The organism is Achromobacter sp. Root83 (assembly GCF_001428845.1).
Lineage (GTDB): Bacteria > Pseudomonadota > Gammaproteobacteria > Burkholderiales > Burkholderiaceae_B > Achromobacter.
The window spans coordinates 193,388-217,642 of the sequence record NZ_LMIU01000006.1; the positions used below are offsets into that span (position 1 = coordinate 193,388).

The window sequence follows — 24,255 nt, forward strand, 5'->3', positions numbered from 1 at the left end:
TCACGGTTCCTTCCTGGCCGGGACGGCCAGCGGCGCGGACTTCAGGCCCTGGCCGTTGAATAGCCAGCCGTCCTTGCCTTCCTGCCAGCGAAAATTCCGATTGATCCATTCGGCCTTCAAATTGTTGTAGAGCCGGCGCTGGTCGATGCGCTTGCCTGCATCGAGCGCCGCTTTGGCCATCGTTGAACTCTGGTCCCACAACGGCTGGAAGGCTGTGCCTTGCATCGCCCGGGTGAACGGTACGCGCGCATAGGGCCCGTTGTCCGCCGCGCTCAGCCGGATCTCGTTGTCCAGCAGCAAGGCGCCGCTACGATTGTCCGGCGACACCGACACCAGCGTGGGTTCCGAGGGCAGGTATTCCTGGGGCAGCCGATGCTCGAACCAAAGCACCTGCCCCGTGGACGTCGCCAGCGCCCGCGAGCCGGCGATGAACAGCAGCAGGTCCTGCCGCCCCGGCTGCGCCAGGCCCAGATCCGGGTCCCGCGTATCCACGGTGGGGCTCAGCACCCGGGCCAGCGGCGTGTCGTTCTGCACCGCGATCAGTATCGTGCCCACGCCCATGAAATCGTTCGAGACCGCCAGCAGCACGGGCTGGCCGCCGATCGTCGGGCCCAGCGCCTTGACGTCGACGAACTCGTACGCGTTCAGGGGCCGGTAGGTCTGGCCGCGGTATTTGATCTGGCGCAGGCGGGAACCTGCATCGCCCACGATCTCGAACGCGCCGAGGCTCACGCTGACTTTGCCGCCGGCCAAGGCTGGCGCGGGTTGGGCGGGTTGGGCGGGTTGCGCCGCGGCGACGCCGGGCATCAGCAACGTCAAGGCCAGTGCGGTGCCGGCGCATGCCAGCGCGGCTTGCCCGCAGGGGAAGAAGGTGTGCGGCAGGAATCGCAAGACGAGGATGGCGGACGATGCCGCGTACATGAAGACCGCGCATTCTAAGCCATCGGCTGCCTAGGCCTGCCGCCATGCCCTAGACGTCGGATACGCGCAGCAGGCAGTCCGCATCGAGCTCGCTGAGCTCCACCACGCCCAGCAGGCCCATGTTGCGCCGGACCTCTTCGACGATCAGCGCGACGGCATGCGCCACGCCCCGCTGCCCGGCCACGGCCGCCGCATAGTTGAAAGGCCGGCCGACAAACACGCAGCGCGCGCCCAGCGCCATTGCCTTCAGCACATCCGACCCGCGCCGCACGCCGCTGTCGAGCATCACTTCCATGCCGCCCGCGGCGTCCATGATGGCGGGCAAGGCCTGCAGCGGCGAGATGCTGCCGTCCAGCTGCCGGCCGCCGTGGTTGGAAACGATGACGGCGTCCATGCCTTGGGCGCGCGCGGTGCGTGCATCGTCCGGATGCAGAATGCCCTTGATCACCATCTGCCCTTTCCATCGGCGGCGAATGGCCGCCACATGCTGCCAGTTCAGATGGCCGCGATCGGAGAAGTCCCGCAGCACGCTGGCGGAAAGAATGGGCGCGCCGCGCGTCGCGTAGTTGTTCTCGAAGTGCGGCATGCCGTGGCGCGCCAGCGTGCGCAGAAAGGTGCCGAACAGCCAGCGCGGATGCGTCAGCCCCTGCCAGGCCAGCGCCGGGCTGGGGCGCAGCGGCGTGGAAAAACCCGCGCGCACATTGTTCTCGCGGTTGGCGGCCACCGGCGTGTCCACCGTCAGCACCAGTGTCGACACGCCGGCCGCGGCCACGCGGTCGATCAGCGCGCCGATCTGCGCGTCGTCGCCCGGCAGATAGGCCTGGAACCAGGTGCCGGGCGCGGCCTCCATCACGGCCTCCAGGCGGATCAGGGACGATCCGCTCATGATGCAGGGCACGCCGGCCTCGTGGGCCGCGCGCGCCAACACGATATCGCCGCGATAGGCCGACAGCGCCGAGATGCCCATGGGCGCCACGCCCACGGGCGCCGCGTAGTCGCGCCCCAGCACCGTGATCCGGGTGCTGCGGCCCGACACGTCCACCAGCACCTTGGGCCGGAAGCCGTACGCGGCGAAGGCATGGCGGTTGCCGCGTTCGGACTCGCCGTCTTCCACCGCGCCGGATATGTAGGCGTAGATCGGCTTGGGCAGGCGCTTCCTGGCGGCCGCTTCGAAATCGTGCAGGCTGAGCAGGTGGCGCAGAGGGTCGGACATGCTGGTGCTCCTGGCGTTCGGCCCACGGCGGGGCCCCCGCCCTGTTGTCGTCGGTGACCGATGACTATAGGCGCGGCGCCTGTTTGAATAAAGTGACTTTATCGACCTCGGTCATTACACTTTTATTCGCCCTGAACCTGATTCGATCTCTGCCGCCTTCCGCCATGACCCTCAAGCAACTCGAAGCCTTTTACTGGGCCGCCACCTGCAGGAATTTCGCCATCGCGGCGAACCGGCTGAATATCTCGGTGTCATCGCTGTCCAAGCGCATCGGCGAACTGGAGGCCTCCATCGGCGCCGACCTGTTCAGCCGCAGCGCCCGCAGCGCCACGCTGACGGCGCTGGGCGAGCAGCTGGTGCCGCACGCCAAGGACCTGCTGCGCAATGCCGACCAGTTCATGCAGCAGGCCAGCAACAACCTTACTTTTTCCGGCCGCTGCCGCTTCGGCGCGGGCGAGCTCACGTCCCTGACCTGGATGCCGCGCCTGATCGAAACCATCCAGCAGGCCCACCCGAACCTGCTGGTCGATCCCTTCGTGGGGGTGGGCGAACTGGTGGAACGCGGCCTGGAGGAAGGCGAGCTGGACTTCGCGGTGATCGCCGGCCCGTCGTCGCGCGCGTCCATCGCGTCGCGCCTGATCGGCAGTGCGGAATTCGAATGGGTGGCGTCGGCCCGCGCCGTGGGCGACCCGGCCACGCTCACGCCGGCCGACCTGCCGGGCCTGACGCTCATCACCTTGCCGCAAAGCTCGGGCGCGATCCGCATCCTGGACGACTGGCTGACCGAACAGCATGTGTCACCCGGCCGCAACCAGTGTTGCAATAGCTGGGGCGGGATCGCCGGCATGCTCCGGCTGGGCCTGGGCCTGGGGTTTCTGCCAAGCGCGTGGGCCCGCATCCTGATCGCGCGCGGCGACGTGCAGCCGCTGCCGGGCTTTGCGCCGCTGCGCCCCCTGCCCTACACCTTCCAATGGCGCCGCGACGATACCCGGCCCATGCTGGACAGCCTGCGCGCGCTGGCCGAAGACTGCCTGGACTTCCACGCGCCGACCTTCCTGGTCTGACGCCGGCAAGCAGCGGCGGCCCCCCACACAGTTTCTCAAAAGCGATTTATCCGACCGAAAATTATTCGCTTTATCTCCAATTTAGCCACGGGTAGAGTCGCCTCCAAAGCACACCCACGGAGACGAAGCACATGCCGGATTCTGGTTTCACCCTGCAGGACTGCCCCGCCGGTCCCGACCGCGCCACCCTCGACGCCTACCGCAACCTGGCCGTGGCCAATATCAGCGACGCGATGAGCCGGACCACCGGCACGTCCGCGCTGCGCCCCATGCACCGCACCCGCCGCATCCTGGGACGCGCCTACACGGTGCGCACCCGCCCCGGCGACAACCTGATGGTGCACAAGGCCATCGACGCCGCCCAGCCCGGCGACGTCATCGTCGTGGACGCGGGCGGCGACATGAGCAATGCCATCATCGGCGAGATCATGGTCGGCTGGGCCGCCAAGCGCGGACTGGCCGGGTTCGTGATCGACGGCGCCATCCGCGACAGCGAAACGCTGGCCGCAGGCGACTTCCCCGTGTACGCGCGTGGCGTCGCGCACCGCGGCCCCTACAAGGACGGCCCCGGCGCCATCAATGTGCCCGTGACCGTGGACGGCATGGTCGTGCTGCCCGGCGATCTGCTGGTGGGCGACGCCGACGGCCTGTTGGCCATCCGCCCGGACGAAGCGCCGGGCATCGCGGCCCGCGTGCGCGCCATCGCCGAATCCGAGGCGAAGGTGTTGCAGGAGATCGAGCGCGGCACGCTGGACCGCGCCTGGGTCGACGCCGCGCTCAAGGCCAAGGGGGTGCTGTGATGGCGCAGGAGAAGGACACAACGGCCAGGCTGTGCCGGCTGGACCTGTGGCTGAACCCCGTGTTCGACGAGATGATCGGCGCTGCGCCCGGCATCGCGCTGTCGGTGCTGCCCGCGCGCGGCGACGACGCCCGCACGCTTGCCGGCCTGAAAACGGCGCACGCCTATCACGTGTCCGCCGCCAAGGACGAGCTTCCCCGCCAGTGGTTCGTGAACGCCGACCTGATTGCGCAATGCCCGGAGCTGGTGTGCGTGTCGTCCGGCGGCGCGGGCTACGACACGGTCGACGTGGCCGCCTGCACGGCGGCCGGCATCGCGGTCGTGAACCAGGCCGGCGGCAATGCCGCGTCGGTGGCGGAACATACCTATGCGCTGCTGCTGGCCGTGCAGCGCCGCGTGGTCGAATCGCACAACCGCCTGCGCCACGACACGGGATTCACCCGCGAAGACCTGATGGGCCATGAGATCCATGGCGGCGTCATCGGGCTGGTGGGCATCGGCCAGATCGGCACGCGCGTCGCCCGCATCGCGCAAGGCTTCGGCCTGCGCGTCATCGCGCATGACCCGCTGCTGGACGCCGAGGCCATCCGCGCCCGCGGGGCGGAACCCGTGACGCTCGACGAGCTGCTGGCGCAATCCGATGTCGTGTCGCTGCATTGCCCGCTGGACGCCTCCACGCGCGGCCTGTTCGGCGCGCGCGCCTTTGCGGCCATGAAGCCGGGCGCGGTATTCATTTCGACCGCGCGCGGCGGCATCCATGACGAAGCCGCGCTGTACGAGGCTTTGCGCGGCGGTCATCTGCGCGGCGCCGGCCTGGACGTCTGGCAACAGGAGCCGCCCCCGCGCGATGCCCCGCTGCTGGGCCTGGCCAATGTGGTCGCCACGTTTCACACGGCGGGCGTCACCCATGAAGCGCGGCGCAATGTCGCCCGCTCGTCGGCCACGCAACTGATCGCGATGCTGCGCGGCGAACGGCCGCCGCAGCTCGTCAACCCCGAGGTCTGGCCTGTCGCCGCCGCACGCATCGCCACCCTGAAATAACAGCGCGGCACCAAGCCGCCGATCCCCCCAACGGAGACAACCCATGCAACAACAATTCAAGCGCCGCACGCTGCGCACCCTGGCCGTCCTGCTGACCGGCGCCGCGCTTTACGGCGGCGCCGCCCAGGCGGCCGGCTATCCGGAACGCCCCATCAACCTGATCGTGTCCTACGGACCCGGCGGCGGCACCGACCTGGTGGCCCGGATGATGGCGCCCTTCCTGCAGAAATACCTGGGCGGCGACGCGCGCATCGTGGTGCTGAACCGTCCTGGCGCGGGCGGCGCCATCGGCTTCACCGAGCTGGCCCGCGCGCAACCCGACGGCTACACCATCGGCTTCATCAACACCCCCAACCTGCTGACCATCCCCATCGAACGCAAGTCCAACTTCACGTGGCAGAGCTACGACCTGCTGGGCAACCTGATCGACGATCCCGGCGCGTTCACCGTGCTGAACGACAACAAGCTGAAAACCCTGGCCGACCTGTCCGCCTACGCCAAGCAGAACCCCGGCAAGGTCACCGTGGGCACCACCGGCACCGGATCCGACGACCACCTGGCCATGCTGCGTTTCGAGCGGGCGTCGGGCACCAAGCTCAGCCACATCCCGTACAAGGGCGCGGGCGAGGTCCGCGGCGCGCTCGCGGGTGGCGAGATCACCATCGGCGCCATCAACGTGGGCGAAGCGCTGCAGTACCAGAAAGGCGGCACGCCGCTGCGCTTCCTGGGTCAGATGGGCAAGACGCGCTCGGCGTCGCTGCCGGACGTGCCCACGTTCAAGGAACAGGGATTCGACTTTGAACTGGCGTCGCTGCGCGGCCTGGCCGCGCCCAAGGGGCTGCCGGACGACGTGCGCGTGAAGCTGGTGGACGCCGTGAAGCGCACGGTGGACGATCCGGCGTTCCAGGCCAAGGCCAAGGAGATGTTCGCGCCGCTGCGCTACCTGCCGCCGGCGGACTACGCCAAGGAGCTGGCGGCCGGCGAAAAGGAATTCCAGCAGTTGTGGAAAGACGCGCCCTGGCTGGACAAATAAGACTGGACCAGCAAGGCTGGACCAGTAACGCAAAAACGGGCCCGAGGGCCCGTTTTTGCTGGCGACCGTTGCGCGATCCTAGTTCGGCTTTTCGTCCTCGCCCGCATAGCCATCCATGTAGGCACGGCCCGAGCAGCGCACCATGGCCACGCAGGCCGGATTGCCGGTCTTGGCTGTGCAGGCGGCGCGGGATTCGTCGCGTGCCGTCTTCGGGTCGGGGTTGAGCGCCGTGAAGCTGGTGCCGCGGCCCTTCGTGCCCTTGGCCCAGGCCAGGCCGACGCAACTGTCGGTGTAGGTCAGGACCTTCTTGCAGCCCTTGCAGTCGTCCCATTCCAGCAGTTGCGACAGCGCGTCTTTTTCGTTGGGATAGCCGTCCGAATACACCAGGTCGCCCGTGTCCTTTTCGGCGATGGCGCCCCAGTACTCGCGCTGGTTCAGCTTGGCGGACAGGGCTTCCAGTTCGGCGGGCTTGGCGCGCGCCGGCGCCTGCATGTCCGCGGCGCTGTAGCCCGGGCCCACGCACAGCGGCATGGTGGTCAGGCGGCATTTGCCGTCGGGGCTGGCGGCCGTGCAGCGGCGGATGGCCTTCTTGGCCGCCATCTCGGGCGACACGCTGTTGCCCGGGAACAGATCCTGCACCGAGTTGCGCGCATAGACCATGCAACTGTCGGAGAACCAGCTCAGCTTCTTGCAATCCTTGCCGCCGGCTTTGCGGCATTCGGCCACGGCCGCGGCCTCGGCTTCTTTTCCATCGGTCTCGGGCAACGCCCAATAGATCTTTGAATGCTTGCCGTCGGTGGCGATGCCCCCAAAGAGTTGTTCGGCGGCATGCGCAGCCGGAGCCGTCAGCCCGGACATCAGGGCCAGCGCGGCAAATGCGGCGCGAATCAGGGGAAGAAAACGGGCAGGCATCATCGTCGGTTACCGGATCGAGTGGATTTAGCGGGGACGATCTTAGCAAACCGCGTCCCGGCTCTGTCCCTCTATGCCCAGACCGCCCAGGCATATTGAGTAACAAATTTCACAAGCCGCAGATGCAAGCTGGCCCCGATTTCCGGTAAAAATGTCGGACTTTCTTAAGCATGACGTAAGCGGGAAGCGCGGTGTAGCCAGAACATCCCCTCACATCCCGCAACTCTACCGTCACGAAAAGACACAATAGCGTTCGGATCTTCAGGCTTGCCCTTCACGGGCTGCCCCGGTCCGGCCCGCCACGGAGCATGGATCGCGCAATGCAGTCGCCACAGCAAAAACCCCGCCTTTTCAAGCCATTCCTGCGCCCGGCTTGCCTGATCCTTGTCACCGCCGGCCTGGCCGGCTGCGCGCCCATGCCCACTGGCGGCAGTTCCACCATGCCGTCGCTGGGCCAGCTATTCAAGTCTGGCCTGTCGTTTTCCCCCAGCGTGAACGTGGCCAAGAACATGGAAGGCCGCTCCATCAACGACGCCATCGCGGCGTTGGGCGAACCGTCCAAGAAGCGCCCCATCGGCAACACGATGGAGCTGGAATGGTCGGACTTCCAGAGCGCCCCCTACACGGAATGGGTGGTCGACGGCAGCAGCCAGCAGGTCGTGGGCATGATCGCCGCCACCAACACCACGGCCGCCACCCCGGTGTTCCAGACGAACACCACCGGCCACTACGCCAACCGCAGCAGGGTCTACGAGTGCAAGGTGCTGATGCGCATGCAGGACAGCGTCATCGTCGACACCAGCGTCGACGGCAATGTGTGTCCTGAATTCATCGGCGCCCTGCGTAAATGGGCGGGCGAAGCCGAGGCCAAGAACTACGTCGTGAAGTGAAGAACGGGGCGCCGCGCGGGCGCCTTCTTCCGGCTTTCTCGATGCGGATACCGTCATCCAGACGCGATGGCGGTTTGGCTCGCGGCGCAAAATCAATGGAAAACAAAACGCCGCTTACGCGTGCCAACACGGAGTCTTTGCACGCCAATTTCTTCGATTGGCCCGCAATTCGACCCACATCCGCCCACTACCCGGGCTGACTGCGGGTTCCGGCGCCTGAACTTTTCCGGGCGTTCGGTTACTCACGCCGAGTCACGTCTCACCAATCAATACACACCGGCTCTCCCCGACCCGCTACTCATGGCGGTCGGCGCTGAGCGAGCCGCTGGCGCGGCCGGGTCCATTCCAGGAATGCCCGGCGCGGCCGCCCCCGAGAGGAGTTCGTCTTGAATCATGTCTATCGCCTGGTATGGAACCGCAAACTGCGCGTCTGGCAGGCCGCGTCGGAATTGGCCTCGCAATCGCGGGGCGGACGCTCAAGCGCGCCAGGCGGCGCGGCCGCGAAAGCGCCTCGCCAGGCGCTCTGCCTGGCGCTGACGATCGGCCTGTCGGTGCTGAGTTCGGCGGTTCATGCCGCATGCACCCAGACGGGCGTGCTGGTGACATGCACCGGAGGGCTGGACCCGCTTCAGCCTGACTATTCCAATCCCGCCGACGATCTCCTCGTCCGGGTGGAACAGAACGCTATCGTAGGGGCGCCGGAGAACGGTCCGGGCTGGGCGATGTCCCTTGACGGCAGCAATGTGCAGCTTACCAATAGCGGCATCATCGACGCCGGCGCGGGCGGCGTCCCCACTTATGTTTCGGGCGGCGCGCACATCGGCAATGCCGCCTCCCAGAGCATTTCCTTCGTCAACACGGCAACGGGCCGGCTGGGCGGAACCACGGGTTCCGGTGGCATCCTGCCCAACCTGCAAGGCATGGCCCTGGCCGTACAGAACGGAACCGGGGGAGTCAGCCTTCTGACCAATGCAGGCACGATCATGAGCCAGCCGATCGCGGACGTCTCGGTCCAGCAGCCGGACATTCCCGTTATCGCCGTGACAGGCGGCGGCCGCGCGGAGTTCGTCAATGAAGCCGGCGGCCTGATCACCGGCCGTATCGCGTTCGAGGCCTCGGGCACGGCCGGGACGGGACACAGTTTCGTCAATGCGGGAACCATCACGGGCGGCGTTTCCCTGGGCAAAGGCGGCGATAACACCTTTACCGCCGTGTCCGGGTCCCTGTTCCGCGCGGGCAACCATTACGCGACGCAGGACCTGGAAGTCACTGGAATGCCGAGGATAAGCTTTGCCCCGCCCGGGAAGGTGGACGGCGGCCTGGGCGGCAACAACACGCTGGTGCTGCAGAATGTCCTGCCCTCGCAGGGCACGGGCAGCGGCACCAGCGGCACGAGCACCGCAGTCTCGGGCGATACCTACATCAACTTCCAGAACCTGCGCATCAACAGCGGCACGTGGGACCTGACGGGCGCCCGGGTGGCCAATAACGGCACTGTCGAGTTGAATGGCGGCCTGGTGAACCTGGGCAACAGCGCCGTGATCGGCACGGGGCAGATCAAAGCCAATGGCGGCGCCCTCTCCGTGGCCAGCGGCATGACGCTCAGCAACGCGTGGGTGCTCGGCGCCGGAGGCCTCACGGTGACGGGCAACAGCCCCGTCACGCTTGCCGGCACGATGTCCGGTACGGGCGGCCTGACGCTGAACGGAACGGGCACCGTGACCCTGACCGGCGTCAACATCTATGCCGGCGCCACCAACGTCTCGGCGGGCACCCTCGCGCTCGGGGCGGCGGGCAGCCTGCCGGTGAGCCTGGTGAGCGTGGCATCCGGCGCCACGCTGGACCTGACGGCTGCCAGCAGCCAGACGCTGCGCGCGCTGGGTGGCACGGGCGGCAACGTTCGATTGGGCGTGAATCCGCTGACCTTGAACGGCACCACGGCCGGCACCTATTCCGGCGTCATTTCCGGGGTGGGTGGCCTTGTCAAGGCGGGTGCCGAAACGCAGATCCTGAACGGCGCCAACACGTTCACGGGCGGCCTCACGGTCAACGGCGGCACGCTGGCCCTGGGCTCGACCGGCAGCCTGGCGGCGAACTCGGCGGTCACCGTCAATACCGGCGGCACGTTCGACGTGTCCGCAGCCCCGGCCATGGCGCTGGGATCGCTGAGCGGCAGCGGCGGTAGGGTCGAACTCAGCAACCGTGTTCTGGGCGTCGGCAGCGGCACCTATGCGGGTGTGGTCGCAGGCACGGGCGGCATCAGCAAGTCCGGCGCCGGCACGCTGACGCTCAATGGCGCCAATACCTATACCGGCATCACCCTGGTAGCGGCGGGCGCGTTGCGCATCGGGGGCGACGCCTCCCATTCGGCGGCCAGCGTCAGCAGCAGCGAGATCATCGTGGGCAGCACGGCGTCGCTGGGCGGCTTTGGCCAAGTCAACGGCAATGTCACCATCCAGGCGGACGGCAGCCTTGCTCCAGGCGATCCCGGCGGCGTATTCACCATCAACGGCAACCTGACCATGGAGCAGAACAGCCGGGCCGACTTTGCTTTCGGCACGCCCGGGGCTGGCAATACCGCCGGGGCGGGCCATAGCGTGACGGTCAACGGCAACGTCATTTTGAGCGGCGCGGTATTGAACAGCGCCGACGCGGGCGGCTACGGGGTGGGCTTGTACCGGCTGTTCGACTACACGGGAACGCTGTCCCTTTTGAACGGCGGCATCGTGCCCGCCATGGGCCAGACAATCCAGGTCTTGTCCCTGTCCAAACAGGTCAACCTGATCAATACGGCAAGCCTGGAACTCAATATCTGGAACGCTAACGGCCTCGCCACCCCGACCCAGCTGGGCGGCGGGTCAGGCACTTGGTCGCGCACCAACGCCAACTGGACCGATGCCACGGGCAGCCTGACGGCGTCGCGCCAGCCCGCCGATGCTTTCGCCCTCTTCGGCGGCGCCGCCGGCACGGTCGACGTGGACGCGACCGCGGGCGCGATCACGGCCAAAGGCATCCAATTCGCCAGCGACGGCTACCATCTGACGGGCGACCCGCTGGAAGTGGCGGGAACCACGCCGGGCTTGCTGGGCGAAGTGCGCGTGGGCGACGGCAGCCTGGCCTCCGCATCGTGGACCGCGACCATCGACAACGTGCTTACGGGCGCGGGCATCAATAAGACGGGGCTGGGCACGCTGGTGCTGACGGGCGCGAATGTCCACACCCAGGCCACACGCCTGAGCGCGGGCACGCTGTCCGTATCCAGCGACGCCAGCCTGGGAACTCCTCTTGCCGCGCTGGACTTCCAGGGCGGCACGCTGCGGGTGACCGGCACGGGCTTCCAGAGTACCGCGCGGAGCATCAGCCTGGGCACCGCCGGCGGCGGATTCGACATCGCAGATGCCGGCAACACCTTCACCGTCGCGCAGTCGCTGTCCGGCGGCGGCAGCCTGGCCAAGCTGGGCACGGGCACGCTCGTGCTGACCGGCAGCAACACTTACGCGGGGGGCACCGCCGTCCGGGCCGGCACGCTGCAGGTGGGCGATGGCGCCCTTTCCGGCAGCATCGCCGGCAACGTCGCCATCGACAGCGGCGGCACGCTGGCCTTCAAGCGCAGCGACCGCGTGGTCTTCGGCGGCGACGTGAGCGGCGCGGGCGCATTGCGCCAGTCCGGCACGGGCACGCTGGTGCTGACTGGCCAGAGCACGTTTACCGGCGTCACGACCATTGATTCCGGCACGCTGCAGGTCGGCGACGGCGGAACATCGGGCGCCATCTCGGGCAACATCGTCAACAACACCAGTCTCGTCTTCAACCGCTCGGACGATGCCAACTACGCTGGCGCCCTTACAGGCGCGGGCGCGACGACCAAGCTGGGCGCGGGCTCGCTGGCATTCACGGGCGACAGCAGCGCCTACACCGGCGCTATGCAACTGTCGGGCGGCACGCTGCAGGTGGACGGCCAGCTCGGCGGCCAGGTTCTGGCCGAGGCCGGCACGACGCTGACCGGCACCGGCACGCTGAATAGCGCGACCATCGCTGCGGGCGCCACGCTGGCGCCGGGCAATGCGGCCTCGCCCTTTGGCCAGATGCGCCTGCTGGGCGACCTGAACTTCAAGCCGGGCGCCATCTACCGCGTCGCGACCGCCGCGGACGGCCAGCACAGCAGCGTGCACGTCGCCGGCACGGCCAATCTGGCCGGCACCGTCGTACAACTGGGTCAGAACGGCAATTACGCCCCCTCGACCACGTACGGCATCCTGACGGCGGACAATGGCGTGCAAGGGCGTTTCGACGCCGTCTCCAGCAATCTCGCGTTCCTGACGCCCTCGCTGTCCTACGGCACCAATAAGGTCGACCTGGTGGTCAACCTGAAAGACGTCGACAATGGCAATGGCGGCGGCACGCGGCCCATCGAATTCGCCGACGCGGCCTACACCGGCAACCAGCGCGCCGTCGCCCGGGCGCTGCAAAGCCTGCCCACCAACAGCGCGCTCTACCGGCACGTGCTTAACCTGCCCAACGACGCGCCGGCCGCGGCCTTCAACGCGCTGTCCGGCGAGTCCCACGCCAGCGCCGTGTCCGGCCTCCAAAGCGTATCCAACACCTTCACCCAGGCGCCCATGACGCGGCTGCGCGCCAATCTCAATGCGGGCTGGATGCCTGGCGTGCCGACCGCCCAATTGGGCCTCGGCGATGCCGCCGCCCTGCCCCGCTCGGCGGCGCAACCGCTCTGGACGCAGGTCTTCGGCAACTGGACCACCCTGGGCGGCGACAGCAACACCGCCAAGACGACCCAGTCGGACGCCGGCGTCACCATCGGCGGGGACCAGGCCATCGGCGGCGGGTGGCGCCTGGGCGGCGCCGTGGGCTACACCAACAGCCGCAGCCGCACCAGCGACCGCGCGTCCAGTTCCGAAGCGGACAACTACAGCGTGACGGTCTATGGCGGCAAGGCCTTCGAGGCCGGCGCCGGCAAGATCAACCTGAGCCTGGGCGCGGCCTATACCTGGCACGATCTGGACACTCAACGCAGCACGGCCGCCGCGGGACTCGATCAGACGCTGAAAGCCAGCTATGGCGCCAGCACCGGCCAGGTGTTCACCGAACTTGGCTATGCGGTGCCGCTGAACGACCGCGTCACGCTGGAACCCTTCATCGGCGCGAACTACAGCGACCTGCGCACGCGCGGTTTCTCCGAGACGGGCGGCGACGCGGCATTGCGCGGCGAAAGCGGCAGCAACAGCGTCACCACTACCACGCTGGGCCTGCACGCGCTGACCACCTTCGAAAGCGCCGGCGCGCGTGGCCATGTGCACGGCACGCTGGGCTGGCGCCATGCCTTCGGCGACCTGAACCCGGCAAGCACCCTGTCCTTCGTCCAGGGCAGCGAGTCATTCACGGCCACCGGCGCGCCGATCGCGCGCGACGCGGCGGTGATCGAACTGGGCGTCGGCATCGAGGTCAGCAAACGCACCACGGTGGGCGTGATCTACGGCGGCCAGTTCGGCCAGGGCAACCGCCAGAACGCCGGGACGCTGGATGTGCGCTACCGGTTCTGAACCTTGGGTTCGGGCCCGTGGCGCGATCGTGTCGGTTCTGAACCCGGGGTTCGGGCCCGAGGCGCGAGCGTACCGCTTCTGAACCCGGGGCTCAGGCCCCGGGCGCGAGCGTCCGCCGGGCCCAGGCGCTATCCGGGGCCCCGCGTGCCAGCCTGCGGCGGGTCGCGCTGGCCATCCAGGCGAAGGCCAGGCCGGCCGCCAGCGCGGTCGCATCCACGCCCAGCGTGGCGGGCGACGTGTGGGCCCACAGTCCGGTTGCGGGGATCAGCGCGCCCAGCAGCGATGTCGCGGGAATCGCCAGCGTCACGGCCGCCGCCAGCCAAAGCAGATGCACCCCGGCCGCCGCGCCGCCGCGCAGGAACGCACATGCGATGCTGGCGAAAAACGCCAGGTAATACAGCCCCTGCAGCCAGGCGTCCAGATCGCCGACGCGGCCGTTCAGCCACTTGGCGCCGATCATCATCAATGAAATGCCGCACACGGATCCCAGGCACACGCCGACGGTCGCCGACGCCATCAGCCGCGTATCCAGCCGTTGCGCCGGCGCCTCGCCGGTGCGCCGGTCCGCGCGCTTGCGCCGCGTTTCGATCCAGAGCAGGTTGCCGCTGTAGAACAGCCAGGCCCCGGCCAGCCCCAGCAGGAAGTAAAGCCACTGCACCGCCACGCCGCCAAAGGACGCCATGTGCAGGGCGAAGAAGCTGCTGACCCACAGATTGGCCGCGTCCTGCCTGCCCGGCATGTAATCGCTGTTCGGGACCTTGCCCGTGTACGGATCGATCGCCACGAAGCCGCCGCGCGCGCGCGGCGACACCGCCGCTGCATCCTTGCCCCAGACGCGCACCATGGCGCGCGGGCTGGTCACCTGCGTGTATTGCAACGCCGACGGCGCGAAATCAGGCGACAGGTCCCGCACGCGCGCCAGCAGTTCGTCCGGCGCCAGCATGGCCGAGGGATCGCGCGGCGCGGCATCCGGCGGCGCGCCCCCGGACCGCTGGAACACCGATTCCAGCTTGCCGCCGTACATCAGCCTGTCCTGCAGGTCGTAGATCCCGTCGTGAAAGGCAAAGACGACCGAACTGAGCGCCATGACGATGTGGAACGGCAGCGAAACAATGCCCACCACGTTGTGCGCGTCCAGCCACATGCGCTTGAGGTTCTTGCCGACGCGCAGCGCGAAGAAGTCCTTGACCAGCGATGGCAGCAGCACGATGACCCCGGACACCAGCGCGATGGCGTACAGCGATGCGACCACGCCCATGAACCAGCGGTTGGGGTCGCTGTCCGCGGGCAGGCCCACCACGCGATGCAGCACGTCGATGAAGGCGGCCAGGCCGCTGGGGTCGGCCTGCTCGATCCGCAACGCTCCCTCGGCATCCAGGCGCGCCAGGTAGTGCCGCACCGACGACTCGTCATGATCGTCGGCCTGCGGGTCGCGGACTTCCCAGCCCATGCGGGCCGGAACATTCTCGGTGTCCTGCAGAGGGATGCTGAATCCCTTGGCCACCTCCGGCCGCGCCGCCAGGGTCCGGGCGATCAGATGGGGCGCGGTTTCCAGCGGCGCCAGCGCCACGGCCGGCCCCGGCGAGGCCCAGCGGGCGATCGGCTCCTTGAACACCGTCAGCGCGCCTGCGTAAAAGGCGATGAAGAGCGCCATGCCGGTCAGGATGCCGGTCCAGGTGTGGACCGATTTGTAGATGCGTATGACGTCGGCTCGCATGGTCGCGGCCCTCCTGCTTAAAGCGCGCCGGCGGCGTACAGGCCGCCGTAGAGCGCCAGGCACACGCCGCCCAGCCAGCCCCAGGCGCGCCAGCCGCTGCCGAAGAAATACACGGTGGAAAGGATGCCCAGCCACACGGGCGGGATCAGCCACATGGCAAGCTGCGAACGCGTGGCCAACGGCACGCCGGACGTCGCCGCCGCCAGCAGCGCGCTGCATCCCAGCGCAATGGCGAACCCCAGCAAGGCACCCGCCAGGCTCTTGGAGACCCAGTCGCGCCGGATGGGCGCGGGCTTGGCGGGCTTAGCGGGCTTCATTGGCATCTCCCCCGCGCGGCCCCACGAGCACGCCGAGGTACGGGATGAGGCAGAAGAACAGCATCAGCGCCGTACAGAACACGAACACGGCCGCCACCGCCGTGAATCCGTGCAGGCAGCCCCAGCCGCCCAGCGCCAGCAGCGCCGCGCCCGCGATGCGGGCCGGCTCGGCCGGCCAGGGCGCGCTGCCCCAACGCTGGTTGGGAGAAGCGCGATACAGGCAGAAGCAGCCCGCGAACAGGGCGATCAGGCTGCCAAGGATCAGGACTTGCATGGACATCCGTCAGTGTTGTTCAAAGTTGGAAGCATCCCGGCCCGCCTCACGCCTGGATCGGCTATCCCGGCATGAAGCGGACGGAATGTGAACCGTCGGTCAGAAGGTGATCGTGGCGGACGCCATGACGCTGCGGGCCGGCCCCAGCGTTGCGATCGGGGTGGTGTCGCTGAAAATGCCGGCGTAGTAGTGCTTGTCGAACACGTTGTTGACGTTCAGGCGCAGCACCACGTCCTTGCCATTGATCTGCATGGCATAGCGCGCGCCCAGGTCAAGCTGGCCCCAGCCCGGGATCTCGATGTTGTTGGCCGAGTCCGCGTACTGGCTGGACGTTGCCTGCACGCGGCCGCTGAGGGTCAGGCCGGGCACCCAGGGGGTATCCCATTCCAGCCCGGTGTTGACCTGCCAGCGCGGCGCGCCGACGGCGGTATTGCCGTCGTAGCGGCCAAACGAGGTCTTGACCTGCGTGCCTTGCGTATAGGTCACGCCGCCCAGCACGCGCACGCCGCGCGCGAGTTCGCCGAACGTATTCCATTCCACGCCGCGCACGCGCTTTTCGCCGCCGTCCGCGTAGGTCGGACGGGCCGCCGCGCCTTCGGTGACCAGCATGGGTTTGTCGATCTCGAAGAGCGCCAGCGTGTTGGTGAAAGTGCCGGCGTTCCACTTCACGCCCAGCTCCTTCTGCTTGGTCTTGTACGGCGCGAAGACCTGGCCGAAGTTGGTCGCGGTGGTGTCGGTGACGCTGTCGCCCTTGCTCAGCCCTTCCACATAGTTGGCGTAGAACGACAGGTCCGGCCCCCACGGCTTGATCACCAGGGCCACCGCGGGCGTCACCGCGTCTTCGTCGTAGCGCGACGTCGTCTTGCCCGTCTTGTCGAAGTTGCTGGTCTTCACGCGCTGGTTGCGCAGCCCGCCGGTCAGCAGCAGCCTGTCATCCAGGAACGACATGGTGTCGACCAGGGCCAGGCTGGACAGCGTGTTCTCGCTGGTCTTGGGCGCGCTGCCCGGCACCGCCGGCATGACCGGCGTGATGGGGTTGTAGATGTTCGACCTGAAGGTCGACGCCGTGCCCGTGGCCGACCCGTCCTCCAGTTCCAGGATGGACGCCTGCAGCACCAGCTCGTGCCCGACGCTGCCGGTCTTGAAGCGCGAACGCAGGCCGGCCTCGGCAGAGGTCGCGTCGGTATAGGCGCGCTGGCCGATGATCGATCCCGTGAAGTTGCCGTTGGCGTCGATCTGTCTTGCGTGCGTCCCGTTGATCAGCCCGGACTGGTGGCTGTCGCGCCTGCCCACGCCCGCGAACGCCGACACGCTGTCGTTGAACCGGTATTCGGCCCGTCCCACCACGGCATTGCTTTGGATGCTGCCGTACCCCGTGCTGAACTGATTGATGCGGGGATCGGGTGCCACGGGAACAACCGGCCCGGCGAACCAGAACATGGCCGGGGTGCCTCCCGTGAAAGACTCCTGGCTGTGATACGCGTCAATGGACGCTGTCAGCGCGCTGCCGCGGTAATCCAGCCCGGCCGAAAAGAACTCGCGCTTCCGGGATTGGCCGTCCAGCGTGGTGGCGCCATCGCTGAACGATCCATTGACGCGCGCGCCCCATTCGTTGGCGGCGCCAAAGCGCCGGCCGGCGTCTATCGTCGTGCCCAGTTGCCCGTCGGACTGCCAATTCACCCCGTAGGTGGCGGTGGGCTCATCGCCCGCGCGCTTGGGCACCAGATTGACCGTGCCCCCCACCGCGCCGCTGGGCGCCATGCCGCTGAACAAGGCATTCGGCCCTTTCAGCACCTCGACCCGCTCGACGAACTCCACCGGCGTGCGGCCCATGGGCGCCAGGCCGAACATGCCATTGATGGCCACGTCGTTCTGGTTGACATCGAAACCGCGGATGCGGAAGTTTTCGTAGGCATGCCCGCTGGACGTCGTGAACCGGACGGACGGGTCGTTGGCCATCACGTCGGCAAGCGTGCGCGCCTGCTGGTTCTGTATGAGTTCGGACGTGTAGCTGGTGACGTTGAATGGCGTGTCCATCACGCTCTGATTGCCCATCAGGCCCAGCCGGGCGCCCTCCGCCACCTGCCCGCCCGCGTAAGGCGGGGGAAGTTCATTGCCGCCCAGCGATCCCGCGGTGACCGTCACCGGCTGCAGCGTGGTCGTCGTCGCCGCGTCCTGCGCCCAGGCAGCCGGCAGCGGCATCAATACGCCCAGCAAAATGCTGGGCGCAAGCCGCAGCGTTCGAGCATCCCTCGAAAAACCCCGTTCCTTAGACAATTCCCCACCCCGGAAATGTAAATGATAATGAGTGGCAATATTATTACATCAGTGTCAAGGATTGGGAACCGCGACGCGGCGGCGCATTGATCCAGCGCATATGCGCTATGAAAAAGTACCGCGCGCGGCGGAAGGATCAGGGGTCTTCGGGCAGGTAGCCCAGCAGCTTGTCCAGCGTGATGGGATAGTCGCGCACGCGCGCGCCGGTTGCGTTGTAGATCGCGTTGGCGATGGCGGCGCCGACACCGCACAGGCCCAGTTCACCCACGCCTTTGGCTTTCATGGGCGACGACACCGGATCTTCTTCGTCCAGGAAGATCACCTCCTGGCGCGGGATGTCGGCATGCACGGGGACCTCGTAGCCCGCCAGATCGTGATTGACGAAGAACCCGGCGCGCAGGTCCACCGCCAGTTCCTCCATCAACGCCGCGCCAACCCCCATCGTCATCGCGCCGATGACCTGGCTGCGGGCGGTCTTGGGATTCAGGATGCGTCCGGCGGCGCACACCGCCAGCATGCGGCGTATCCGGGTCTCGCCCGTCGCCGCATCCACGCCGACCTCCACGAAATGCGCACCGAAGGTCGACTGCTGGAACTTCTTGTCCAGATCGCCGAATTCAAGCACATCCTCCGCCACCAGTTCACCGTGTTCGGCGGCCTGCGCCAGTGGCGCGGAGCGCCCTTCGGCGTCCGTCACCGCGCCATCGGCGAACACCGCGCCTTGCGCGGCGTAGCCCAGCTTTTCCAGAACGGCGGCGCGCAGCTTCATGCAGGCGGCGTAGACGCCCGCCGTCGCGCTGTTGGCTCCCCACTGGCCACCCGAGCCGGCGGACACCGGAAAGGACGAATCCCCCAGGCGGACGGCCACCTTGGCCAGCGGCACCCCCAGCATCTCGGCGGCGGTCTGCGCGATGATGGTGTAGCTGCCGGTGCCGATGTCGGTCATGTCCGTCTCGACGATGATCCCGCCGTCTGTGTCCAGCCGCACCCGCGCCGCGGACTTCATCACCAGGTTGTTGCGGTAGGCGCAAGCCATGCCCATGCCGACCAGCCATTGCCCTTCCCTGCGCCCGCCCGGTTTGGCGTGGCGATCCGCCCAGCCGAACCGTTGCGCGCCAGTGCGCAGGCATTCGACCAGCCGCCGCTGGGAAAAGGGGCGATGCGGCGCGGAAGGATCCACCGGCGTGTCGTTGCACACCCGGAATTCGACGGGATCCATGCCCAGCGCCTCGGCCATCTCGTCCATGGCGATCTCCAGCGCCATCATGCCCGGCGCCTCTCCGGGCGCACGCATCGCGTTGCCCTCCGGCAGGTCCAGCGTCATCAGATTCAACGCCGACATGCGGTTGGCGCCGGCATAAAGGAACTGCGTCTGTTGAACCGCCTCTTCGGGCTGGCCGCCCGGCAGGTCGCCCGACCAGCTCTCGTGCCCGATGGCGGTCAGTTTTCCGTCCCGCTGCGCGCCCAGGCGTATCCGCTGAATGGTGGCGGGACGGTGCGTGGTGTTGTTGATCACCAAGGGACGCGGCAGCGCCACCTTGACGGGGCGCCCGGCCGCGCGCGCGCCCAGCGCCGCCAACAGCGCATCCGCGCGCACAAACAGCTTCGCGCCGAAGCCCCCGCCCACGTACGGCGAGATCAAGCGCACCTTTTCCTTGGGAATGCCCAGCGTCCTGGCGACCTCGCTTCGGCCCCAGGCGACCATCTGGCTGGACGTCCAGAGCGTCAGTTCATCTCCCTTCCAGACCGCCGTGGACGCGTGCGGCTCCATCATGGCGTGCGATTGGTCGGGCGTGGTGTAGGTGCGGTCCGTCTTCACGGGCGCGGACGCGAACGCGTCCTCGAAATCGCCCACCGACGTTTTGGGTATGTGCTTTCCCGGCGACGCCTTGCGCGCCGCCGCCAGATCGAAAGCGCCCTTTTCTCCCTTGTACGTCACGCGGATCAGCGCCGACGCGGCACGCGCCTGCTCGAACGTCTGCGCCACCACCACCGCGATCGCCTGGTGGTAATGCTCGACGTGCGGCCCGCCCAGCAGCGTGGCGGTGTTCATCTTGCCCTTGCCGAGCTTGCCGGCGTTCTGCGCGGTAACGACCGCCAGCACGCCGGGCGCGTTGCGGGCGGCGTCCACGTCCATCGCGCTGATCTTTCCCTTGGCGATGGCCGCTCCCAGCACGTAGCCCACGGCGGCGTCGGGCGCCTCATCGTGATGCTCATACGCGTATACCGCCCTGCCCGTGGTCTTCAGGGGGCCGTCGATGCGATCGAGCGCCTTGCCGACGACCGTGAGCCGATCGATGGGATTTTCGCTTGCCGGAGTATCGAATTTCATCGCGTCATGCCCTCGCCTGCGCCAGGATTGAACTGAGGATGCGCTGCGCCAGCGTCAGCTTGAACGCGTTCTCGGCCGTCGGCCGCGCATCGGCCAGAAGCCGGTCGGTGACGCGCGCGGCGCCCGCCGCCATTTCCGCTTCGGCCGCCTCGATCCGCCACGGCTGGTGCGCCACGCCGCCCAAGGCGACCCGTCCGCCGCCGTCCGGCTGCACAATGGCGCCGACCGACACCAGGGCGAAGGCGAAGGACGCCCGGTCGCGGACCTTGCGGTAGAAGTGCCTGCCGCCGATGGGCTTGGGCAGGGTCACGCCGGTGATGAGTTCACCCGGTTCCAGGTTGGTGTCGATATGCGGGGAATTGCCAGGCAAGCGGTAGAAATCCGCAATGGGAATGACGCGGGTCGTGCTGTCCGCCCGCAGCGTTTCCACCTTGGCGTCCAGCAGCCGCATGGCCACCGCCATGTCGCTGGGATGCGTTGCAATGCAGGTGTCGCTGCCGCCGATCACGGCGAGCTGGCGCGTGACGCCCCCGATTGCCGAACAGCCGCTGCCCGGCGCCCGCTTGTTGCAGGGCTGATTGGTGTCGTAGTAGTAGGGACAGCGCGTGCGCTGAAGCAGATTGCCGGCGGTCGTGGCGCGGTTGCGGATCTGCCCCGATGCGCCGGCAAGAATCGCCCGCGACAGCACCGCGTAGTCGCGCCGGACGCGCTCGTCGGACGCCAGATCGGTGTTGCGCACCAGCGCGCCGATCCGCAGGCCACCGTCGGCGGCGGGTTCGATCCGGTCCAGGCCCAATCCGTTCACGTCGATCAGGTGGGCCGGTGTTTCGACCTCGATCTTCATCAGGTCGACCAGATTGGTACCGCCCGCGATAAAGCGGGCATGCGGCGCGCGGCCCGCGCTGGCGGCGGCCGCTTCCGGCGTGCGGGCGCGCTCGTAGGTGAAGGATTTCATGCCTGGCCCTCCGCGACGTCCACGATGGCGTCGACGATGTTCGCGTAAGCGCCGCAGCGGCAGATGTTGCCGCTCATCCGTTCGCGGATCTCGTCCAGCGTCAAGAGCGGACGCTCGGCCAGATCGGCGGTGACGTGGCTGGGGACGCCCCGCGACACCTCTTCCAGCATCCCCACGGCGGAACAGATCTGCCCCGGCGTGCAGTAGCCGCATTGATATCCGTCGTGCCTGACGAACGCCGCCTGCAGGGGATGAAGCGCCTCCGGCGTGCCCAGGCCTTCCACCGTGGTGATCTCGGCGCCATCGTGCATCACCGCCAGCGCAAGACAGGCGTTGACGCGCCTGCCGTCCAGCATCACCGTACAGGCGCCGCATTGCCCGTGGTCGCAGCCCTTTTTCGTGCCGGTCAGGTGCAGGTGTTCGCGCAGCGCGTCCAGCAGGGTCGTGCGCATGTCCAGAGCCAGAGTGTGGGCGGCGCCGTTCACGCGCAGCGTCACCGTGGCCGGCATGGGTTGACCCGTGCCGCGCCCGGAAATCGTGGAATCTGAGGATTGTTCCAAAGCAGGGACTCCCTTGAATGTCGCCCGGACCCTCTGGCGATCCGCAACGCGGCCAGCAATCCGCATTCCCAAAGGGCCCATGCGGTCCAGATCAGGTCTTCCCCGGCGGTCCACGCGGCCGCGAGCAACGTTCAGGGAACGGGCATGCCGCTTGCTGGCGGCGTGCCTGCGCCCCGCCCCCGGTTAGCCGCGCTGGGTCAGCGCTCGGCTGATGCGATGGCGCGCCACCGTGGTGCGCGGCACTTTGAAGGGAAACCAGCTCCGCACGTCCTCGTCCAGGCCGATGCCGTGCATGTAGTTGTAGATAGCCTTTTTCAGCCCCTTGCCCAGCGCATCATGGTCCACCCCGGTGGGGTCATGAAAACCGATGTCGTTCTTGGCGAAGGTGACGGGCGGCAAGGGCTGCAGCGTCACCCCGTATTCCTCGGGGTTCTTCCCCACCGGCGAATGCACCGTACAGGCGAAACGGTGGAAGAAACCGCTCTGGATGCAGTCGTTTTCAAACAACTGGCGAACGTACTCCAGCGCGTCCACGGTGTCCTGCACGGTCTGCGTGGGAAAACCGTACATCAGATACGCATGCACCAGCACGCCGGCATCGGTGAAGGCGCGCGTCACCCGCGCCACCTGATCGATCGAGACGCCCTTCTTCATCAGGTTCAGCAGGCGGTCCGACGCCACCTCCAGGCCGCCCGACACGGCGATGCAGCCGCTATCGGCCAACAGCTCGCACAGGTCCGGGGTGAAGGTCTTTTCAAAACGGATGTTGCCCCACCACGAAATGCCGGCGTTGCGTTCGATCAGCTCGGCCGCCAGCGCCTTCAGCGATTTGGGCGGCGCGGCCTCGTCCACGAAATGAAAGCCGGTCTGCCCTGTTTCGCGCACGATGGCTTCGATGCGGTCGGCCAGCACGGCGGCCGATGCGCCCTCGTAGCGGCCGATGTAGTCCAGGCTGACATCGCAGAAACTGCATTTCTTCCAGTAGCAGCCATGCGCCACGGTCAGCTTGTTCCAGCGCCCGTCGCTCCACAGGCGGTGCATCGGGTTCAGCATGTCCAGCAGCGACAGGTAGCGATCCAGCGGCAGGCCGTCCCAGGTGGGGGTGCCCACTTCCGCGAACGCGACGTCCGGCTCGACCATGTTCACGTAACGCACCGCCCCGGTCTCGCCGTCCCGCAGGAACGTGCGCACCAGGCGCTGGCGCGAACGCTTGCCTTCCACATGTTCCAGCAGAGCCTGCAAGGGGCGCTCGCCGGCATCCAGGGTGACATAGTCGAAGTAATCGAACACGCGCGGGTCTTTCAGTTCGCGCAGTTCGGTATTGACGAAGCCGCCGCCCAGCACGGTGACGATGCCCGGGTCGTGCGCCTTGATCGCCTGCGCGATCCGGAACGCCGCGTAGACCGCTCCGGGAAACGGCACCGACAGCAGCACCATCGTCGGCGCGTGGCGGGCCAGCGCTTGCGCCGTCAGCTCGCGCAGCGTCTCGTCTACCAAGTTCAGCGGCGCCGCCAGCGCCTGCGCCAAGGGATCGAAGGTGGGCTGGCTGCCGGCCAGCGATTCGGCATAGCGCACGAACTCGAAACGCGAATCGACGGCGTCCCGCAGCACATCGGCCAGATCATTCAGATACAGGGTGGCCAGGTGCTTGGCGCGGTCATGCAGGCCCAGCGCGCCGAACGCCCACCCCAGGGGATCGCCCCCGTCCTCGTCCATGTACACGTCCAGCGTGCTGAAACGGGGTCCTTCGGGCAGGAAATTGCGGCCCACGATACGGTGGGCCAGGGTCGGATCGCGGCCTTGCAGGAAGGCGATCGCCGGGTCGATCGTGGCCAGGTAGCGCGGCTGCATGGCCACGAATGCCTGGATCGCGGGCGTGTGTTTTTCCAGCGGCAGCGCGGCCACCCTTTCCGACACCGCCCGCAGGCCGTCGGCGGACAGCAGCCGCAGCACCAGCGCCAGCGCCAGATCCTCCTGGAACGAGGTGACGCCGCGCGACCGCAAAAAGCCGGTCAGGTAGGCGGTGGACGGATAAGGGGTGTTCAGCTGCGTCATCGGGGGGATGACGGACAGCACGCGTAAAGGCAAGGTGGACATTGGGCACGGCAGGAATGCCGTCAGAAAAAGCGGGAATCGCCGTAATTATAGGCAGCACCGCCAGAAACGCCCTTCCACGCGCCCGCGGGGACGCCCTTTTTTGCAAGCCCGCGGGGACGCCCCTTTTTTGCAAGCCCGCCGGGGACGCCTTGTTACGCAAGCCCGCCGGGACGCCCTTACCGTCCGCCCGACCGCTATGTGGTGGTCAAGTTTTAGTGGACACCTGCATAGGTAGTTTTGGCGCTTGGCTGCGTTCATACGCAGCCGGTGCCCGATAGCCCAGCTTGGAGTGCAG

The 24,255-nt window shown here is 67.7% G+C and carries 17 protein-coding genes; 6 read left to right on the forward strand and 11 right to left on the reverse strand.

Features of this window, described 5'->3' with window-relative positions:
• Both ASE30_RS09135 and ASE30_RS09140 read right to left on the reverse strand, forming a co-directional pair.
• The gene (locus ASE30_RS09135) at nt 1-921 is read right to left on the reverse strand and encodes a hypothetical protein (RefSeq protein ID WP_235515232.1); all 921 of its coding nucleotides are present in this window, start codon (nt 919-921) and stop codon (nt 1-3) included.
• 49 nt (nt 922-970) lie between these two features.
• A complete protein-coding gene (locus tag ASE30_RS09140; protein WP_057283974.1) occupies nt 971-2,134 on the reverse strand; it encodes an alpha-hydroxy acid oxidase in 1,164 nt (387 codons plus the stop codon).
• Nucleotides 2,135-2,298: 164 nt separating this feature from the next.
• On the opposite strand from ASE30_RS09140, the gene ASE30_RS09145 reads away from it, so the two are divergent.
• The 4 genes from ASE30_RS09145 to ASE30_RS09160 all read left to right on the forward strand — a co-directional run bounded on the left by ASE30_RS09145 (nt 2,299) and on the right by ASE30_RS09160 (nt 6,071).
• Complete coding sequence (locus tag ASE30_RS09145; protein ID WP_057283975.1) at nt 2,299-3,198, forward strand: LysR family transcriptional regulator; 900 nt, start codon at nt 2,299-2,301, stop codon at nt 3,196-3,198.
• A 131-nt stretch (nt 3,199-3,329) separates the two neighbouring features.
• Nucleotides 3,330-3,998, forward strand: a complete 669-nt coding sequence (locus tag ASE30_RS09150; protein ID WP_057283976.1) for an RraA family protein — start codon at nt 3,330-3,332, stop codon at nt 3,996-3,998.
• The gene (locus tag ASE30_RS09155) at nt 3,998-5,038 is read left to right on the forward strand and encodes a hydroxyacid dehydrogenase (protein WP_057283977.1); all 1,041 of its coding nucleotides are present in this window, start codon (nt 3,998-4,000) and stop codon (nt 5,036-5,038) included. Before ASE30_RS09150 ends, ASE30_RS09155 begins: the two co-directional genes overlap by 1 nt.
• A gap of 43 nt (nt 5,039-5,081) precedes the next feature.
• Nucleotides 5,082-6,071, forward strand: a complete 990-nt coding sequence (locus tag ASE30_RS09160) for a tripartite tricarboxylate transporter substrate binding protein (RefSeq protein ID WP_057283978.1) — start codon at nt 5,082-5,084, stop codon at nt 6,069-6,071.
• Between the two features lie 78 nt (nt 6,072-6,149).
• Here ASE30_RS09160 and ASE30_RS09165 read toward each other — a convergent pair whose 3' ends face one another.
• Nucleotides 6,150-6,986, reverse strand: a complete 837-nt coding sequence (locus tag ASE30_RS09165; protein ID WP_057283979.1) for a DUF4189 domain-containing protein — start codon at nt 6,984-6,986, stop codon at nt 6,150-6,152.
• Between the two features lie 317 nt (nt 6,987-7,303).
• Here ASE30_RS09165 and ASE30_RS09170 point away from each other — a divergent pair, with 317 nt between their 5' ends.
• Together ASE30_RS09170 and ASE30_RS09175 are read left to right on the forward strand one after the other, a co-directional pair.
• Nucleotides 7,304-7,873, forward strand: coding sequence for a hypothetical protein (locus tag ASE30_RS09170; protein WP_057283980.1), 570 nt, complete (start codon nt 7,304-7,306; stop codon nt 7,871-7,873).
• A 386-nt stretch (nt 7,874-8,259) separates the two neighbouring features.
• Nucleotides 8,260-13,431: a DUF6850 family outer membrane beta-barrel protein gene (locus ASE30_RS09175; RefSeq protein ID WP_057283981.1), complete on the forward strand. Its 5,172-nt coding sequence runs from the start codon at nt 8,260-8,262 to the stop codon at nt 13,429-13,431.
• A gap of 91 nt (nt 13,432-13,522) precedes the next feature.
• Here the strand turns inward: ASE30_RS09175 and ASE30_RS09180 are convergent, their stop codons facing one another.
• The 8 genes from ASE30_RS09180 to ASE30_RS09215 all read right to left on the reverse strand — a co-directional run bounded on the left by ASE30_RS09180 (nt 13,523) and on the right by ASE30_RS09215 (nt 23,960).
• Nucleotides 13,523-15,148: a PepSY domain-containing protein gene (locus ASE30_RS09180; RefSeq protein WP_057283982.1), complete on the reverse strand. Its 1,626-nt coding sequence runs from the start codon at nt 15,146-15,148 to the stop codon at nt 13,523-13,525.
• 17 nt (nt 15,149-15,165) lie between these two features.
• Entirely contained in the window at nt 15,166-15,465 is a 300-nt protein-coding gene (locus tag ASE30_RS09185) for a hypothetical protein (RefSeq protein WP_057283983.1), read from the reverse strand.
• Nucleotides 15,452-15,739, reverse strand: coding sequence for a hypothetical protein (locus ASE30_RS09190; RefSeq protein ID WP_057284012.1), 288 nt, complete (start codon nt 15,737-15,739; stop codon nt 15,452-15,454). The genes ASE30_RS09185 and ASE30_RS09190 overlap by 14 nt, the downstream gene beginning before the upstream one ends.
• Before the next feature lie 99 nt (nt 15,740-15,838).
• Complete coding sequence (locus tag ASE30_RS09195) at nt 15,839-17,941, reverse strand: TonB-dependent siderophore receptor (protein ID WP_235515233.1); 2,103 nt, start codon at nt 17,939-17,941, stop codon at nt 15,839-15,841.
• A 211-nt stretch (nt 17,942-18,152) separates the two neighbouring features.
• On the reverse strand, nt 18,153-20,348 hold the full coding sequence (gene paoC, locus ASE30_RS09200; RefSeq protein WP_057283985.1) for an aldehyde oxidoreductase molybdenum-binding subunit PaoC: 2,196 nt from the start codon (nt 20,346-20,348) through the stop codon (nt 18,153-18,155).
• A gap of 4 nt (nt 20,349-20,352) precedes the next feature.
• Nucleotides 20,353-21,303, reverse strand: coding sequence for a xanthine dehydrogenase family protein subunit M (locus ASE30_RS09205; RefSeq protein WP_057283986.1), 951 nt, complete (start codon nt 21,301-21,303; stop codon nt 20,353-20,355).
• Nucleotides 21,300-21,863 carry an aldehyde dehydrogenase iron-sulfur subunit PaoA gene (gene paoA, locus ASE30_RS09210; protein ID WP_369819310.1) on the reverse strand — a complete coding sequence of 188 codons (564 nt, stop codon included), beginning with the start codon at nt 21,861-21,863 and terminating at the stop codon, nt 21,300-21,302. The genes ASE30_RS09205 and paoA overlap by 4 nt, the downstream gene beginning before the upstream one ends.
• 183 nt (nt 21,864-22,046) lie before the next feature.
• Nucleotides 22,047-23,960 (reverse strand): radical SAM protein, encoded by a 1,914-nt coding sequence (locus ASE30_RS09215; RefSeq protein WP_200964419.1) that lies wholly within the window; start codon nt 23,958-23,960, stop codon nt 22,047-22,049.
• Nucleotides 23,961-24,255 lie beyond the last annotated feature (295 nt).

Bases quoted from the DNA above. Each gene is read 5' to 3' on its own strand.
- ASE30_RS09155 (WP_057283977.1), top strand. From the start codon at position 3,998: ATGGCGCAGGAGAAGGACACAACGGCCAGGCTGTGCCGGCTGGACCTG.
- ASE30_RS09190 (WP_057284012.1), bottom strand. From the start codon at position 15,739: ATGCAAGTCCTGATCCTTGGCAGCCTGATCGCCCTGTTCGCGGGCTGC.
- ASE30_RS09135 (WP_235515232.1), bottom strand. From the start codon at position 921: ATGTACGCGGCATCGTCCGCCATCCTCGTCTTGCGATTCCTGCCGCAC.
- ASE30_RS09215 (WP_200964419.1), bottom strand. From the start codon at position 23,960: ATGTCCACCTTGCCTTTACGCGTGCTGTCCGTCATCCCCCCGATGACG.
- ASE30_RS09150 (WP_057283976.1), top strand. From the start codon at position 3,330: ATGCCGGATTCTGGTTTCACCCTGCAGGACTGCCCCGCCGGTCCCGAC.
- ASE30_RS09170 (WP_057283980.1), top strand. From the start codon at position 7,304: ATGCAGTCGCCACAGCAAAAACCCCGCCTTTTCAAGCCATTCCTGCGC.
- ASE30_RS09205 (WP_057283986.1), bottom strand. From the start codon at position 21,303: ATGAAATCCTTCACCTACGAGCGCGCCCGCACGCCGGAAGCGGCCGCC.
- ASE30_RS09145 (WP_057283975.1), top strand. From the start codon at position 2,299: ATGACCCTCAAGCAACTCGAAGCCTTTTACTGGGCCGCCACCTGCAGG.
- ASE30_RS09160 (WP_057283978.1), top strand. From the start codon at position 5,082: ATGCAACAACAATTCAAGCGCCGCACGCTGCGCACCCTGGCCGTCCTG.
- ASE30_RS09185 (WP_057283983.1), bottom strand. From the start codon at position 15,465: ATGAAGCCCGCTAAGCCCGCCAAGCCCGCGCCCATCCGGCGCGACTGG.
- ASE30_RS09180 (WP_057283982.1), bottom strand. From the start codon at position 15,148: ATGCGAGCCGACGTCATACGCATCTACAAATCGGTCCACACCTGGACC.
- ASE30_RS09140 (WP_057283974.1), bottom strand. From the start codon at position 2,134: ATGTCCGACCCTCTGCGCCACCTGCTCAGCCTGCACGATTTCGAAGCG.
- ASE30_RS09195 (WP_235515233.1), bottom strand. From the start codon at position 17,941: ATGCCGCTGCCGGCTGCCTGGGCGCAGGACGCGGCGACGACGACCACG.
- paoC (WP_057283985.1), bottom strand. From the start codon at position 20,348: ATGAAATTCGATACTCCGGCAAGCGAAAATCCCATCGATCGGCTCACG.
- ASE30_RS09165 (WP_057283979.1), bottom strand. From the start codon at position 6,986: ATGATGCCTGCCCGTTTTCTTCCCCTGATTCGCGCCGCATTTGCCGCG.